This is a genomic window from Nonomuraea candida (assembly GCF_000725485.1).
GTDB lineage: Bacteria > Actinomycetota > Actinomycetes > Streptosporangiales > Streptosporangiaceae > Nonomuraea > Nonomuraea candida.
On the sequence record NZ_JOAG01000046.1, the window covers coordinates 21,389 to 35,121 of the forward strand.

15 protein-coding genes are annotated in these 13,733 nt (G+C 72.2%); 7 read left to right on the plus strand and 8 right to left on the minus strand.

The window, feature by feature from the left end; genetic code table 11:
• Positions 1 to 300: 300 nt before the first annotated feature.
• Both IO39_RS55165 and IO39_RS35185 read right to left on the minus strand, forming a co-directional pair.
• On the minus strand, positions 301 to 654 hold the full coding sequence (locus IO39_RS55165) for a hypothetical protein (RefSeq protein WP_157549285.1): 354 nt from the start codon (positions 652 to 654) through the stop codon (positions 301 to 303).
• A gap of 9 nt (positions 655 to 663) precedes the next feature.
• Positions 664 to 891: a hypothetical protein gene (locus IO39_RS35185; RefSeq protein ID WP_157549287.1), complete on the minus strand. Its 228-nt coding sequence runs from the start codon at positions 889 to 891 to the stop codon at positions 664 to 666.
• 886 nt (positions 892 to 1,777) lie between these two features.
• Here IO39_RS35185 and IO39_RS35190 point away from each other — a divergent pair.
• Positions 1,778 to 2,212 carry a GNAT family N-acetyltransferase gene (locus IO39_RS35190; RefSeq protein ID WP_169789180.1) on the plus strand — a complete coding sequence of 145 codons (435 nt, stop codon included), beginning with the start codon at positions 1,778 to 1,780 and terminating at the stop codon, positions 2,210 to 2,212.
• A gap of 218 nt (positions 2,213 to 2,430) precedes the next feature.
• Here the strand turns inward: IO39_RS35190 and IO39_RS35195 are convergent, their stop codons facing one another.
• Both IO39_RS35195 and IO39_RS35200 read right to left on the minus strand, forming a co-directional pair.
• Complete coding sequence (locus IO39_RS35195; RefSeq protein WP_043632787.1) at positions 2,431 to 3,327, minus strand: aminoglycoside phosphotransferase family protein; 897 nt, start codon at positions 3,325 to 3,327, stop codon at positions 2,431 to 2,433.
• Between the two features lie 144 nt (positions 3,328 to 3,471).
• Positions 3,472 to 4,308, minus strand: a complete 837-nt coding sequence (locus IO39_RS35200) for an NmrA/HSCARG family protein (RefSeq protein WP_043632790.1) — start codon at positions 4,306 to 4,308, stop codon at positions 3,472 to 3,474.
• A gap of 87 nt (positions 4,309 to 4,395) precedes the next feature.
• Here IO39_RS35200 and IO39_RS35205 point away from each other — a divergent pair, with 87 nt between their 5' ends.
• Positions 4,396 to 5,037 (plus strand): TetR/AcrR family transcriptional regulator, encoded by a 642-nt coding sequence (locus IO39_RS35205; protein ID WP_157549289.1) that lies wholly within the window; start codon positions 4,396 to 4,398, stop codon positions 5,035 to 5,037.
• An 82-nt stretch (positions 5,038 to 5,119) separates the two neighbouring features.
• Here the strand turns inward: IO39_RS35205 and IO39_RS35210 are convergent, their stop codons facing one another.
• The 3 genes from IO39_RS35210 to IO39_RS35220 are packed head-to-tail and all read right to left on the minus strand — an operon-like array spanning position 5,120 to position 7,420.
• The gene (locus tag IO39_RS35210; protein ID WP_043632793.1) at positions 5,120 to 6,358 is read right to left on the minus strand and encodes an RNA polymerase sigma factor; all 1,239 of its coding nucleotides are present in this window, start codon (positions 6,356 to 6,358) and stop codon (positions 5,120 to 5,122) included.
• The gene (locus tag IO39_RS35215; protein WP_043632796.1) at positions 6,355 to 6,726 is read right to left on the minus strand and encodes a YciI family protein; all 372 of its coding nucleotides are present in this window, start codon (positions 6,724 to 6,726) and stop codon (positions 6,355 to 6,357) included. Before IO39_RS35215 ends, IO39_RS35210 begins: the two co-directional genes overlap by 4 nt.
• A 43-nt stretch (positions 6,727 to 6,769) precedes the next feature.
• Positions 6,770 to 7,420: a DUF998 domain-containing protein gene (locus tag IO39_RS35220; RefSeq protein ID WP_043632799.1), complete on the minus strand. Its 651-nt coding sequence runs from the start codon at positions 7,418 to 7,420 to the stop codon at positions 6,770 to 6,772.
• A 156-nt stretch (positions 7,421 to 7,576) separates the two neighbouring features.
• On the opposite strand from IO39_RS35220, the gene IO39_RS35225 reads away from it, so the two are divergent.
• The 5 genes from IO39_RS35225 (at position 7,577) to IO39_RS35245 (ending at position 12,283) form a co-directional block, all read left to right on the plus strand.
• Positions 7,577 to 8,002, plus strand: a complete 426-nt coding sequence (locus tag IO39_RS35225; protein WP_043632802.1) for a hypothetical protein — start codon at positions 7,577 to 7,579, stop codon at positions 8,000 to 8,002.
• A 468-nt stretch (positions 8,003 to 8,470) separates the two neighbouring features.
• Positions 8,471 to 9,226 (plus strand): ABC transporter ATP-binding protein, encoded by a 756-nt coding sequence (locus IO39_RS35230; RefSeq protein WP_043632810.1) that lies wholly within the window; start codon positions 8,471 to 8,473, stop codon positions 9,224 to 9,226.
• Entirely contained in the window at positions 9,223 to 10,833 is a 1,611-nt protein-coding gene (locus IO39_RS35235; RefSeq protein ID WP_043632813.1) for a hypothetical protein, read from the plus strand. Before IO39_RS35230 ends, IO39_RS35235 begins: the two co-directional genes overlap by 4 nt.
• A 143-nt stretch (positions 10,834 to 10,976) precedes the next feature.
• Positions 10,977 to 11,708: an alanyl-tRNA editing protein gene (locus IO39_RS35240; protein WP_052423771.1), complete on the plus strand. Its 732-nt coding sequence runs from the start codon at positions 10,977 to 10,979 to the stop codon at positions 11,706 to 11,708.
• Complete coding sequence (locus IO39_RS35245; RefSeq protein WP_043632817.1) at positions 11,705 to 12,283, plus strand: helix-turn-helix domain-containing protein; 579 nt, start codon at positions 11,705 to 11,707, stop codon at positions 12,281 to 12,283. The genes IO39_RS35240 and IO39_RS35245 overlap by 4 nt, the downstream gene beginning before the upstream one ends.
• A 226-nt stretch (positions 12,284 to 12,509) precedes the next feature.
• Here IO39_RS35245 and IO39_RS35250 read toward each other — a convergent pair whose 3' ends face one another.
• Entirely contained in the window at positions 12,510 to 13,727 is a 1,218-nt protein-coding gene (locus tag IO39_RS35250; protein ID WP_043632822.1) for an MFS transporter, read from the minus strand.
• Between the last annotated feature and the right edge of the window lie 6 nt (positions 13,728 to 13,733).

A 13,733-nucleotide genomic window follows, 5' to 3' on the forward strand; every position in this document is an offset into this window, starting at 1 on the left:
GCGCTGGGACTGATGCGGCGGACGGGCACTGGACAGCTCGACCTCCAACCACTCCCACGATGCCCCGAGTTCCACCAGCTCCGGAGATACCGGCCTGCCGCCACGGGCCGCACGACGGCAGGTAGGACCCCAACTCGGTGAAGTACCGGTAGGCCGCGGTGGGCAGCGCCACCGGCACGCATCCTCCTCGGCCACCTTGCCGAGCAACTGCTCCCGCATGCGCCGGTATCGGACTGAGTCGGCGTACGATCTTCATCTCTACAAAAGTCCCCGGCGGCGGTACCACTCTCATGTACGACATCACCCTGCGCGGGATACAACCGCACCGCCAAGCCTCGCACAGGCTCGATGCACATCACACGGCTGCGCTTCGCGCACACTGGTCACTCGCCGCATCTGCTTTGACCAGATGCTCAGCTGTATCCGGTAGGCGAGTCCTATCTGCTCGTCGGTCACCTCGCGCGCCACCGTCACCGTCCGGCCGTCCCGCGAGGTCGCCTCCCAGATGAAGCGCGGCCGTACCAAACGCAGAGGCAGCGCGGCCGACGGCGTGGTCAACGGGACGGAAACCGACGCCGTGGATGGACGGCCTTCGGCGGCGTCCAGTTCTGGCGGACGAACCAGCCGCTCCGGCCTGGCCACGTTCACGTGCACGTCAGAGTTTCACGGCAGAAGGAGCGGGCGGCGCGCCGGCCGGTACTGAAGGGTCGCGCCGATCCATCCGCACTTCACGCAGGCCGGTTCGAGGCGGCTGAACAGCGGTGCCGTCGGCAGGAGGGTGAAGCATGGGGTTGTGCTTCCTCCTGCCTCCCAGTGCTGGCCGACGTCGAGGTAGGCGACCCGTTCGTCCCAGATGGCGTCGGACCGGATGAGGTTGACGGTCAAACTCATCGCGAGTCACCGGCCTAGATCCGATCCGGGAGCCGGGTGACCGCTCCGGCGTACTCAGGCGGGGGCGTGCGGGGCCTGGTCATCGGTCGAGGTGTCGTCCCCGGCCGCCGGGGCTTCTCCGGTGAAGTGGCGCCACCGGCGGCTGAGCACGGCCGGACGGGGTCAGGTCGGCAGAACGCTCCGCGCCCGTCAGGACGCGACCCCGGGCGCCGGCGGAGCGGCAGGCGGAGATCGCGGCCAAGAGCCGCCAGGCGATGCCGTTCGATCACGAGCACACCACGCACCGCTTCGCCCGCCGAACACGGATAAGCCTGCCCGCTGCCGCTCTGCCGAACCCCGTACCGACTCCAGTGCCTGCCCCGCGGTCGCGGAACGCAGAGATCAGGATCACCTCGCTATACCCAACCCCCGTATGGTTCACTGGGCGTGGCGTTCTTCTCGACGTGAAGGAGCTTTGATGGCCGAGCCGAGTCCGCGCGGGCGGCGCTCGCTGTTCCTGCACGCGACTCTGCGGCGCGGGCCCCGCCAGGTGCTGGAGCAGATGCTGGCGCGGGTGGACGACGACACCCCGCCCGCCGGGCGGCGGCATCCGCGACGCCTGGCCACTGGCCCTGGCCGCCCTGGTGCACCTGGACGGCTTGCCCGAACGCATGGCCGCCTATCGCGAGCACGCCATCGCCCTCGCGGCCGCGATCAACGCCGACGGCGCCGCCCGCGCCCACCCCGGCCCGCCGCACCCCTGTTCCACATCCACCTGCCGGCCCCGAAACAGGCGGTCGAGCAGGCGGGCGCCCGATCGCCGCCGGGCCCGCCCGGGCCCGTAGTCGGCGACCGGCCTGCAAACACAGCAACCCCACCCTCCAACCCCTGACGGGAAGGACGTATTGTGATCAACATTCGTCGCGCCACCCCTGATGACGCCCCCACCGTGCACAGCCTCATCCGTGCCCTGGCCGAGCATCAAGACCAGGCCTGGGGCGTCACGGTGAGCGTCGAGGACCTGAAGCAGATGCTGGCCCGCCCGGACGTCACCTACCTGATCGCCGAGCGGGACGGCCAGGCCGTCGGCTACGTCTCCTGGCTGGAGCGCATCGGCTTCTGGTCCGGACAGGACTACCTCCACCTCGACGACCTGTACGTCACCGGCGCCGAGCGCGGCCACGGCGTGGGCGAGCAGCTCATGCGTGCGACAGCCGAAGCCGCCGGTGGCAAGGTGATCCGCTGGGAGGTCGCCGAAACCAACAAGGCGGCACAGCGCTTCTACACGCGCATCGGCGCCACCCTCACCAGCAAGAAGATCGGCCGCTGGCAGCCCAGGTAGACCTCCATGAGCACATCGCGCTCCCGTTTTCCTCCTCTACCCGGGGGAAAGACGGGAGCCGGGCCGGCTCATGGCAGATCGTGCCGTCGCCTTCGATCACGGCCGCCGCCTGCGCGTACGCGACGTTCGCCGTGGGCTGGGCTGGTGGCGCGATGAAGCGACGAGGGTGGACTGCGCGTGACCCTCGGCCGAGATCGAGAGCGGGTCCGGGCCGCGCGTCAAACGCCCTTCAGGACACGATCAAGGGCCGCGCGGCCGGCGGGACCCCAGGCCGGTTTGCCGCCGGGAAGGCCGCGGTCCCCGTTCTGTCCCATGAGCATCAGGAAGAGGCTCTTCATGGCGGCCAGCCCGCGGGCGCGCCGGATCGCCGCCTCGTCCGCGTGCGCGTACGCGTCGAAGAAGCGTGCGGCCGTGCCCGCGGGCAGCAGCACCCACGCGGCGGCGAGGTCCCAGGCGGGGTCGCCGGCGAACAGGGAGCCGAAGTCGACGACGCCCGAGAGCGTTCCGTCCGAGACGACGACGTTCGCGGGGTGGAGGTCGCCGTGCACCCACACCGGCGGTCCCTCCCACTCGGGGGCCGCGACGGCATCGGCCCAGACGGCCCGGACGGCGTGGACGTCGCCGACCGCGCCGGGGTCGACGGCCTGCAGGAACCGCTCGAAGCCGGCCGTGCACGCCTTGGGGTGGGCGCCGAGGTCCGCACTGGCCGGGGCCTCGGCGGGCGCCGCCACGTGGAGCGCCCGGAGGAAGGCCGCCAGCGTGTCGGCCGCGTGGGCGCCGCGGCTGATCGCGCCGTGGTCCAGCGGCTCGCCGTGCACCCACGTCATCACGGTCCAGTGCTTGGGGAAGCGCCCGGACGGTTCGCCGGACCGCACCGGGGTCGGCACCGGGAGCGGCAGGCGCGGGGCCAGCACGGGCAGCCACCGCCGCTCCTTGAGCTGCGGCTCCGGGGTGGGGTCCATGCGCTGCATGCGTACGGCCAGTTCGTCCCCGAGGCGCCACATCTGGTTGCCCCAGCCGCCCGCCACCTCGCGGACGGCCAGCCCCGCCAGGTCGGGATGCTGCTCCCGCAGCAGGTCGCGGACCAGCTCCGCGGTGATCTCGATCTCGGTCATGCGGAGTCACAGTACCCAGGCGGCAGGCGGAGCGGCTTCCGCTCCGGGAACATCTCGCTGTGATTCCCGCCATGACGGCGCTCTGCCGCAGGGGCTCGGACCCCGGCGCGGGTCAGGATCGGCACGGGTCAGGATCGGCACGGGTCAGGATCGGCGCGCGCCGAGTTGCCGGGTGAGGAACCGTTCGAACGTCAGCAGGTCCGGATGCCGCCGGCGCAGGGCCTCGATGTCGGCCCGGTAGCCCTCTTCGGCGAACCACTCGAACATGCGCTCGTCGATCGGCAGCGCCTCGAACCTGGTCGGCGTGCCGGTGACGCGCTCGTAGATCTCCGCGATCTCGGGGAAGGTGAGCTCGTCGCCGGCGAGTTCGAGCTGCCGGCCGATGAAGTGGGCGGGATCGTCGAAGGCGTCGGCGGCGAAGACCCCGATGTCGTCGGTGGCGATGAGCTGCATCGGCTTGTCCGGCTTGACCGGCAGTGCCAGGAGCCGCTCGCCCTCGGCGTCGGCGTAGTGCAGCAGGTTGTTCATGAAGAACACCGGCCGCAGGATGGTGGCGGGCACGCCGAGGGCCAGGATGTGCCGCTCGATCTCGGCCTTGCTCTCGAAGTGGTCGATGCCGGTCTCGCGCTCGGCGCCGCCCACGGAGCTGTAGACCAGGTGGGCGACGCCGCTGTCGTGCGCGAGGTCGGCCACCGCCTTGCCCTGGCGCACCTCGGCGGCCAGGGTCTCGGGCTCATGGGCCAGCGCCTGGACGCTGAACACGCCGTACGCGCCGCGCATCGCCTCCCTCAGGGAGCCGGGGTCGTCGAGATCGCCGCGGACGAGTTCGGCGCCCTGCTCTCGCAGGGCCCGGGCGGCGGGCTTGTTCGGATCGCGCACCAGGGCGCGAACGGTCCAGCCGCGGGTCAGCAGCTGCCGGGCGGTGGCTCCGCCCTGGTTGCCGGTGGCGCCGGTGACGAGAACGACTCGGGATGCAGACATGGACAAACAACCGCCTCTTATTCGGAGCGTTTCACTCCGGGTAATGTAACTCGGAGCGGAACGCTCCGCAAGCGGTATCCTGGACGCATGCCCGACCCCGTGACCCCGCGCAAGCGCGGCCCCCAGGCCCTGGCCGCCCGCAACGACCAGGCGCTGATCGAGGCCGCCCGGCACGTGTTCACCACGCAGGGGTTCGACGCGCCCGTCTCGGCCGTCGCCGAGCACGCGGGTGTGGGCATGGGCAGCCTGTACCGGCGCTACCGCACCAAGGAAGAGCTCCTGCAGCGGTTGTGCGTCGACTCGATGGAACGCGTCGCGGCCGCCGCGCGGGAGGGCCTGGCTCACGAGGACCCCTGGCAGGGGCTGGTCTCCTACATCCGGCAGTGCGTGGCCTTCGGCTTCGGCATCCTGGCCCCGCTGGCCGGCGCCATCGACGTCACGCCCGAGATGCGGCAGGCCACCCAGCACGCCCAGCGACTGGCCGACGAACTCGTCGCACGCGCCCACCGCGCGGGGCTGCTCCGCGCGGACGTGTCCACCATGGACATCTCCCTGCTCATCGGCCAGTTCGGCCGCACGGTCCCGGCCCCGCCGGGGCGCAGCGAGGAAGAGGTACGCGCCCGGCTGCTGGCCATCGCCATGGACGGCCTCAAAGCTCACCACACCGGCCCCCTGCCGGGCGGACCACCCGACATGCAGCACTACCAGGCGCTATGGGATACCCCTTGACGGCGGAAGGCGCTGCCGGCCCCGGTGAGCCCCCGGGGACACGCCGCCGCGCCGGGGGTCTCGGCGCCGGTCCGCACGTCGCTCAGCCGAGATCGCCGGCCTTGCCGAGCAGGTAGCGCTGCTCGACCTGGTTCGCGGTCAGGCCGGCCGCCTGACGGTAGAGCGCGGCCGCCCGCGCGGTGTCGCCGGTCATCTGGAGCAGGTGGGCGCGGACCGCGTGCTCCCGTTGCCGGGTGAGCGGGTGCCGGTCCAGGTGGTGGCGCTGGTTGAGGTCGTCCAGGAGCGCCAGGCCGCGGGCCGGCCCGTGGGCGTGGGCCACCGCCACCACGCGGCTGAGCTGGACCGGCGCGGTGGGGGTGAGCCGTTCGAGCCACAGATACAGCACGGCGATCTGCGCCCAGTCGGTCTCGCCCGGTGAGGAGGCCGCGGAGTGCACGGCGGCGATCGCGGCCTGGAGCTGGTAGGGGCCCGCCGGGCCGCGGTTCCAGACGCCGTCGATGAGGGCGGTGCCCTCGTCGATCAGGTCGCGGTCCCACCGGGTGCGGTCCTGCTCGTCCAGGGGAACCAGGTCACCGCCCTCGGTGCGGGCGGCCCGCCGGGACTCGGTGAGCAGCATCAGCGCCAGCAGGCCGGTCACCTCGGCGTCGTCGCCGAGCGTGGCGTGGAGCATGCGGGTCAGCCGGATGGCCTCGCGGGTCAGGTCGACGCGGGCGAGCCGGTCGCCGGCGGTGGCGGTGTAGCCCTCGTTGAAGATCAGGTAGAGCACCCGCATCACGGCGGCCATCCGGCTGTCGCGGTCGGCGTCGGTGGGCGGGGTGAAACGCGCCCCGGCGCGGGCCAGCTGCTGCTTGGCGCGGCTGATCCGGGAGCCCATGGTGGGCTCGGTCGTGCCGTAGGCGTGCGCGATCTCGGCGGTGCTCAGGCCGCCGACCGCGCGCAGCGTGAGCGCCACCTGGGAGGTGGGGTCCAGCGCGGGATGGCAGCACAGCAGCAGCAGGGTCAGGCTGTCGTCGGTCTCGGCCGCGGATCGTGCCCGGCGATCAGGCTCCTGCATGGCCAGTTCGGCCACTCCGGCCTGCTGCTCGCGACGGTGGCGGGCCTGGTCGGAGCGGATGAGGTCGACCATGCGCCGGTATCCGACGCGGATCAGCCAGCTGCGCGGGTTCTCCGGGACGCCCTCGGCCGGCCAGGTCCGGCTGGCGGTCAGCAGCGCCTCCTGCACCGCGTCCTCGGCGATGTCGAAGCGGCCGAACCGGCGTACCAGCGCGCCGAGCACCTGCGGCGCCTCGGTGCGCAGCAGGTGCTCAAGCTCGTGGTTCACGCCGCGAAGTCCTCACCCATGATCGGGCGGATCTCGATCGGCTCGCCGAGCGCCTCGACGATGCGTGCGGCGATCTCGACGGCGCGCTCCCTGCCGGCCACATCGATCACGGCGAAGCTGGCCAGGACCTCCTTGAGCTCGGCGAAGGGGCCGTCGGTGGCGACCACCTTGTCGCCGTCGCGGCGGACGGTGGTGCTGACCGCCGGGTGTCCCAGGCCCTCGCTGGTGACGAACTCGCCGGAGGCGATCAGCTCCTGCTCCAGCTTCTGGTACGTCGCGAAGGCGGCCAGCGCCTCCTCACTGGGAACGTCGGCGGTGGCGGCGTCCCACGCGGCGGCCGGAGTGTAGGCGAGCAGCAGATATTTCATGACTTATCCCTCTATTGATGGTCGGAGGCTACGTTACGGTCCCTCAGGCGGCGCGCCGCAGCGACACCGCGAGAACGGTCGTCCAGGTGAAGGCGACCAGGCCGTTCACGGCGATCTGGATGCTCATGTAGCCGGGTGACATCGGCACCAGCAGCACCAGCCCGGCGAGGGCGCTCAGCACGGCGGGGAGCGTCGCCTTGCGGCGGGCGCACCGGACGGTCATCACGATGGCCGCGACGGCCAGCGCGGTGAAGGCCACGGCGGCCGACGCCGAGTGCGCGACGCCGTGCCAGGACATCTGCGCGACCGGCCCCTCGGGGGTGCCGGCCGGGAAGCCCTTCTCGGGGTCCATGGTGAAGATCCCGGCCGCCACCAGCCCGGCGCCGAAGAGGCCCACCAGGATCGGCAGCGCCCGCCGCCCCACCCCTTCGGTGAGCGCGCGCCTGACGCCGGCGGCCAGCGCCAGCGCCCCGGTCCCCGCGAGGACGAAGGTGAGGATCTGGATCCAGCCCAGGTCGCCGGTGGACAGCTGGCTGATGGGGTGGCGGGTGATGTCGAAGCCCTCGCGGGTGAGCATCTGCGTGATCGCCGAGGCGAAGAAGACCGGCCCGGCCAGCGCTCCGGCCAGCAGCAGGCGCCCGGACGCCGGAGCGGTCGCGCGGGCGGAAACGCCGGTGGCAGTGGTGACGGTCATGGTGTCCTCCCTGGTTCGTGGGTTCTCGCTCGCTACCTCGGAACCGGATCGGGGATTTTGACGCCACATGAATGTGATTCAGGTCACATCGGTTTCGTGTCAAAGTCCGGCGGAGGGCTCCGAGGTACCGGCAAGCAACCACCACAGGAGGACACCATGATCGAGACCCAGCAGCCCAGCCCCGAAGTCAAGGCCCTCGACCGTCTGGTCGGCACCTGGAAGGTCACCGGCGGCGCGGAGGGAACCGTGCGTTACGAGTGGATGCCCGGCCGGTTCTTCCTGGTCCAGCACGTCGAGCTCACCCAGTTCGGCGAGCCGGTCACCGGCATCGAGATCATCGGCAGGCTGCGCCCGTTCGGCGAGCCGACCGGGACGGACGTGGTGTCGCGGTACTACGACTCGGCGGGCAACACCTTCGACTACGTCTACGAGCTGGAGGGCGACACGCTGACCATCTGGGCCGGCGCCAAGGGCGCCCCGGCCTACTACCGGGGCACCTTCGACGCCGACGACACCACGCTCACCGGCGAGTGGGTCTACCCCGGCGGCGGCGGGTACTCCTCCACCTCGACCCGCATCTGATCGGTCTCCCGCCCGCCCCGGAGACCCCTCGGTGGCGGCGAGCCCCTCCGCAGGGCCCGCCGCCACCGGCCCGGCCGGCCGCTTCGGCCCTTGCATGTCTCGCGAACAGGTCCGGGAGCTCGCGACCGTGACCGGCCGGTTGTCGCCTTGACGCGGATGCAGGGCGATGACCGACGCGGGGGTCGAAGGGCGGGTGCCGGCGACGACGTTCGCCATCCCGGCCTCCCCTACCGCCTCCGGGCCCGTCTCCTGAGCCAGGGCGAGCGTGGCCGGCATGATCGCTTCGGTGCGTGTGGCGGCTCGATCGTGGTGGCCGGGGTCACGACGTCATCTTACCGGCACGGCACGTGCCGTGTTGACAGGTTCGCCGATGGATGACCAGAATGACCGCGTCCGCTCTCGGCACGGCGCGTGCCGTTCCAGTGCTTGTGACGAAGATCCGCTCACCGAACGTGCAGGAAGAAGGCCGTGCCCGATTTCTCCGTCCCCGCCATCGAGGTGGCGGACCTCACCCAGCGATTCGGATCCGTGCTCGCGGTCGACCGGCTCAGCCTGAGCGTTCCGCCGGGGATGTTCTATGGCATCGTCGGACCGAACGGGGCCGGCAAGACCACTACCTTGACGGCCGTGTGCGGGCTACGAGTGCCGACCGCCGGGACGATCAAGGTCGCCGGCCATGATCTGCGTACCGATCGGGAGGCCGCGCTCGCCCAGCTGGGCGTCATGATGGACGGGTTGTCCCTGCCCGAGCGGCTGACCGCCACTGAGGTCTTGCGTTACAGCGCCGGGCTGCGCGGCCTGGAGGACGGCTGGCAGGGTCGCGCGAGCGACCTGCTGGAGATCCTCCGGCTGGACGCGGTCCCGCGCACGCTGATCGTGGAGTACTCCACCGGCATGCGCAAGAAGATCAATCTCGCGCTGGCGCTGCTGCACCGGCCGCGCGTCCTGGTGCTGGACGAGCCGTTCGAAGCCATCGACCCGGTCTCCGCCCACTCCATCGAGCAGGTGCTCAAGCAGTACGTCGACGCTGGCGGCACCGTGGTCCTGTCGAGCCACATCATGGACTTCGTCGAGCGCAACTGCCGCCGGGTGGCGGTGGTGGCCGGTGGACGCGTGCTGGTCGAAGGGCCGGTGGAGGAGGTGGCCGCGGGCTCGACGCTGAACGAGCGGTTCATCGAGCTGGTGGGCGCCGACCCGGTGCGCCCGCTGGAGTGGCTGCGATGACGGGCACCCTGATCGCGCTCAAGCTGCGCCTGTTCCGCAACGGCCCGCATGACGAGCGCGCCTTCAGCCTGGTCACCGGCTTGGTTCTGGCCGCCCTGGTGATCGCGGGCTCGATGCCGGCTCCCGGCAGGATCGACGAGGGCTGGATCGCGGTGGCGCTCACTGTGTGGGGTGGCATGTGGGTGTTCGGACCTCTGGCCCAGCCTCGCCACGATCCATCGGTCATCTCACGCGAGTGGCTACGCGGCTATCCGCTGCGGCCGTGGCGGCTGGCGCGGGCGCTGTCGTGGACCGAACTGCTGGGCGTCGGCCCGCTGATCACCCTGGTGAGCCTGTCGTCCCTGGTGGTCCTGGCCGCACCGGGCGGCCCCGCGGCAGTGGCGATCGCGGTCGCGGCGGTGCCGGCCCAGCTGTACCTGCTCATCTGGGCGGGCAAGACGGTGGCGGCGCTGGCGGCCTGGCTGTTGCAGACCCGGGCCGGGATGACCATGGCAGCCGTACAAACCGCGATCATGCTCGCGTTGTCGTTCGCCGGCTGGGTTCCGATCGCCGCGTGGCTGCTGCCGCGTCTCGGCGAGGGGGACACCGCGCTCGTCACGCCCACCCTCGGGCACCTGCCCGCGCCGGTGATCGACGTGCTCGCCGCTCTGCCCACCGGCTGGGGCTACGGCGCGGCACTCGCCGCCCGCGACGGCGCCGGTCCGGGCGCGGCCCTGCTGCCCTTGGCCGCCCTGCTGGCCGCGGGCGCCCTGCTGCAGCTGGGCTGGATCGCGCTGACGGCTCGCGCCCTGCGCCGGCCGTCCCGCCGAGCGGCACCGCGACGGCCGGCCGTACCAGGACGTGCACTGCCGTTGCCGTTCACGACCTCGCAGGTGGCGGCGGTCGTCTCGCGGGAGCTGGCCACCTGGCTGCGCGACCCGGCGCGCGGCGTGGAGCTGCGCAGCGCCTGGCTGACCCCGCTGCTGATGGCGCTCATCGTCGCGCCCACCGGCTGGAGCTGGGCGTTGCCCTTGGCGGGTCCCGCGGCGGCGGTCTTCGGCGCGATGGTCGCGATCAACACCTACGCCATGGACGGCACGGCCCTGTGGCAGCTTCTCACCACACCGGGCGCTCTCAGAGCCGACGTGCGCGGGCGGATGGCGGCCTGGGCGTTGCTGTTCGGCGTCCCGTCCATTGTGCTGACGGCCGCGTTGTGGGCCGCGACCGGCTCACCCTTGGGAGCAGCCGCCGTTGCCGGCGCCATCGCCGCGGCCGCGACCGCCTGCGCGGTGGCACCACTGCTCGCGCTCCTGATGCCGGCCGTGGGCACCGACGCTCGCGATCGCGTCTACCCGGGCCAGCAGGCAGGCGATCCGACCGGCGGGCAGATGACGATCTTCCCCGTGGTCCTGCTGGCCGCCGTCCTGCCCGGTGTCATCGGCGCGGTCTCCGGCGGCTCGGGATGGGTGACCGCCCTGTCCGCCATCCTCTTGGCCGGTGCCGTCCTGTACGCCATCCCCGTGCTCACCGTGCGCCGGCTCCATCAGCATGGCGCTGATCTCCTGGATGCGATGGCCTCCCGCGGTGCCGCCGTCGTCCGCCCGTCCGCCCGCAAGGCGGAGCGCTAGCGGTGTCTCAAGCCGGCGAGCCCATCGCCCTCCAGCACCTCGGCGGCATGGGCCGTGGATGCACGCTGCAAGGTGACGGCGATGCCCTGCCACCTCATCTCCACGTGCCGAAGCCACCCAACCTCGTTCGATATGATGAACGCGTGGTTCAACTTAACGATTGCCAGCAAGTCTCGCAGGACGCCCTCTACCTGCGGGACACCTACCTCGCCGACGTCCACACCAGCGTGACCGCGACCGGGCGCGACGAGACCGGCGGAAGATGGCTCGCGGTGCGGCACAACATCTTCCATCCCCAAGGCGGCGGCCAGCCCGCCGACCGCGGCCGGCTGGGCGAGTGCGAAGTCGTCCCCGTACGCCACGCCGCGACCGGCCTGGTGGTGCTGCACGCCACCGAGAGTCACAGCGCCGGGCTGGACGACCTGTCCGAGGGCGATCCCGTGCACGCGCGCATAGACGCCGGCCTGCGCCTGCTGCACGCCGCGCTGCACACCGCCGGCCACCTCGTCGAAGCGGCCTGCCGGGCCGAAGGCTGGACGCTGGCCGGCAACAACCATTTCCCCGGCCAGGCCCGCATCGAGCTCACCCCGCCCGATGCCGGAGCGCAGCTCGCCGATGCCGAGGAAAGGGAAAAGGCCTCCGACCGGATACGGGCGTTCGTCGCCGCCGCCATCGCCGACGACCTGCCGGTCACCGCAGAGCACGACGACGAAGGGCACCGGATCGTACGGCTCGGCGAGGTCCACGCCGCTGCCTGCGGCGGCACCCACGTGCGCAGCCTCGCCGACCTGCAACAGGTGACGATCTCCGCCGTGAAGCTGAAGAAGGGCCGGCTCCGCGTCTCCTACACCGCCGCCCACCGGCCGCTGCGATGAGCGGCGCTCCCGGCCGAGACCGTCGTCCCGCCAGCAGCGCCGCCGCGGCAGCCGGCGTCCAGATCCAGCGTCGCCGGCAGCAGCGCGGCATGAGCCAGGCCGAGCTGGCCCGACGGACCGGGCTGAGCAAGGCGACCCTGTCGCAGCTGGAGGCGGGCCTGGGCAACCCCACCCTCGACACCCTGGACGCCATCGCCGTCGCCCTGGCCATCCCGCTCACCGATCTGCTCATCCGCCACGGCGACCCCGGCACCGTGCACCTCGCCTCGACAATCGCCGGCCAAGACGGGCCCACCCGCGAACTGCTGCGCCGGATCAGCGGCGGCCACAGCCTGGAGATCTGGCGACTGCGCCTCCCGCCGGACACCGCCGTCGACGGCGTTCCCCACGCCCCCGGCACGACCGAGCATCTCCTGATCGCCTCCGGCAGCCTCCTCGCAGGCCCGGCCGACGATCTCCGCCGCCTGAAGGTCGGCGACATGCTGGCCTTCGCCGGCGACGCCCCGCACTGCTATCGCACCGACGACACACCCGCCGACGTCACCGTGGTCATCGCCTCCCCGGTCACCGGCTGAAAGGCCGGCTTGGACGCACTGACCTTCCGGCCCCTCACCCCCACGGATTCCCCGCTGGTCATATGAACCCGGCGGAGAGCCGTGGAGCCGCACCGGCGGTTGAGTCGCACGCCGGTCGAGCACGCGCCAACGCGGGAAGCGATCGGTGCGGACGAACGCCGCGCGTCCTCTACCGCATCCCCCACGACGCCTGGTCCCGCTGACCGGGCGCGCCCGCAGCAGGACGTCATTCGGCCGGCGCCGGAGCGCCACGATCTGGCGCGGCTTCAGGCGCAGGCGGGCCTCCTGTTCCCGGGGAGCGGGGACGGCGGCGGTCGTGCCACAGCGAGGAGAGGGCGATGAGCAGCCCCGTGAGGGTGAGGGCGGCGGCCACCGGGTACAGGGACCCCGGCCCGGGGCCGTCGATGAGCCGGCCGCCGAGCCAGCCGGCGAACGCGGCGGCGAGCTGGAAGCCCGAGGCGTTGACGGCGACGGCCAGGGTCGGCGCGCCCCGGGCGGTGGCCACCACCCGGGTCTGCATGCCCGGGATGATGGCGAACGCCAGCACCCCGAGCACGAACCAGAGCACGGCGGCGGAGAGCTGGTGACCGCTGAGCGGCAGGCCCAGGGCCAGGACGCCCGCCAGCCCGGCCAGCAGGCCCGCGAGCGAGGGCATGAGCGCCCGGTCGGCCAGCCATCCCCCCAGGAAGTTGCCCACGACCGCGCCTCCCCCGTACAGCAGCAGGAGCAGCGGGAGTGCCGCGCCGGGGAAGCCGCTGACGTCGGTGGCCAGCGGCGCCATGAAGGTGAAGACGGTGACGACGCCCAGGTTCCCCGCCGCGGTCAGCGCGATGGCGAGCACCACGTCCCGGCGGGCGAACACGCGGAGCTCACCGAGCAGGGACCCGACCTGCGGCGCGGGCCGGTCGGGCACGGAGCGCAGCACCATCGTCAGGGCGGTCGCGCTGAACACCGCGATCGTGGCGAAGGTGGCCCGCCAGCCGAGGTGCTGGCCGATGAAGGTGCCCAGCGGCGTACCGGCGATCATGCCCAGGTTCATGCCGAACGTCAGCCGCGCCACCGTCGAGGCCTGCCTGCCCGGCGGGGCGGTGGAGACGGCGGTGGCGACCGCGACGGCGAAGAAGGTCGCCACCACCAGGCCGGCCACGAAGCGTCCCGCCAGCAGGACCGGATAGGACGGGGCGAGGGCCGACGCGGCGTTCCCGGCGATGGAGGTGGCGATGAGCCCGACGATGAGCGGCCTGCGCGGCAGCCGCGCGGTCAGCGTGGTGATCACCGGCCCGCCCACGATCATCCCGAGGGCGTAGGCGCTGACCAGGAGCCCGGCCGCCGGGACCGAGACCGACAGGTCGCGGGCCACGTCGGGCAGGATCCCGGCGATGACGAACTCCCCGGTGGTCAGGCCGAAGATCACCAGCATGAGCGAGAAGACCAGAAGCGACATCTGGCG